Below are 1078 nucleotides of genomic sequence, written 5' to 3' on the forward strand. Positions count from 1 at the left end.
TGTACACATAAAATACTTAAAGTTATTTATAGATGCGGAGCACTTTGTGCTTGAAATGCTTACGAAAAACCCCAATCTCTTCGTTAAAAGACATTGTTAATTCGGTCATTTAGTCCATCTAAACTCCCTCATTAAAAATGTCTTTTGCCTCGACCTAGGGGTTTTTCGTAAGTCCTGAAAATAACAATTTCTAAGGAAATTATTTAATAATTACTTAATAAAACTGTGTTAACATTGTACAGCAATAAACCATAATGCAAGATGAAAAAACGTATCTTGCTGTTGAAGGTAGTAATTCTGATGACAACCAAACAAGCACAGAAAACAAATCAAAGCATGATGCAGTGCACTGTTGCTTTTATCGTTCATCCTATCGAATTTCCAAGCCATAAAATCCCATCGCACTAACAACTCATCAAGAGTAATACGCCGGTTTTGTCTGCAGCTGATTTAAGACGCTTAGTAATAGCCTAGTTATCCGCTCCCTTACGGTCACGGCTCGGTTTTTATTGGAACACTAGTTTAATGGAGTTCATACAACCGAGTCGCGACCGTAAGGGAGCGAATAACAAACCATCGTACTACTCTGAACCAATCAAAACCCCGAATTGAATGATTAAGCAGAGTTGAAAAAACATGTGTACTGAAAAAATTGAAACCATTAGAAAACGATTAAACGAAACCTCAGAGATTGCCAACACTCCTCTCGTCGAAGCACACAATTACGCCAGCGTAAAACAACGAGTACTCCAGCTGGAATTGCAATCGGAACTTCACTATTTAACACAACTAATCGAAGAACCACTTCTCTTTGAAGAGCGATTTAAGCAGAGGTGCCAAGAACGATTCATCCATGAAAAAGAACACATTGGTTTTAGGCAAGAGCCATTGAGTGCTACAAACAGCCTGTATTGGAATATAGCCCAAATCTATTTTGAGCCTAAATCCATGCAGGAAATGCTTGCCATCTTATTGCCTAAGGTTAAAAAACAGCTAACCGTGAACTTATCAGAGGACTATCAAGGCAAATACAAAGAAGCCTTCAATCAAGGCCTTAAACCCATTGTAAACACTCAAA

General features: G+C 38.0%; 2 protein-coding genes. One reads left to right on the forward strand and one right to left on the reverse strand.

What is annotated here, in order from left to right; translation table 11 throughout:
• Nucleotides 1-228 precede the first annotated feature (228 nt).
• On the reverse strand, nucleotides 229-390 hold the full coding sequence (locus tag Lwal_RS17405) for a hypothetical protein (RefSeq protein ID WP_157066281.1): 162 nt from the start codon (nucleotides 388-390) through the stop codon (nucleotides 229-231).
• Between the two features lie 246 nt (nucleotides 391-636).
• On the opposite strand from Lwal_RS17405, the gene Lwal_RS09775 reads away from it, so the two are divergent.
• Nucleotides 637-1078 (forward strand): hypothetical protein (locus Lwal_RS09775; protein ID WP_157066282.1); only part of this gene is annotated, 442 nt, incomplete at its 3' end.

The sequence above is a fragment of the Legionella waltersii genome (genome assembly GCF_001468085.1).
Lineage (GTDB): Bacteria > Pseudomonadota > Gammaproteobacteria > Legionellales > Legionellaceae > Legionella > Legionella waltersii.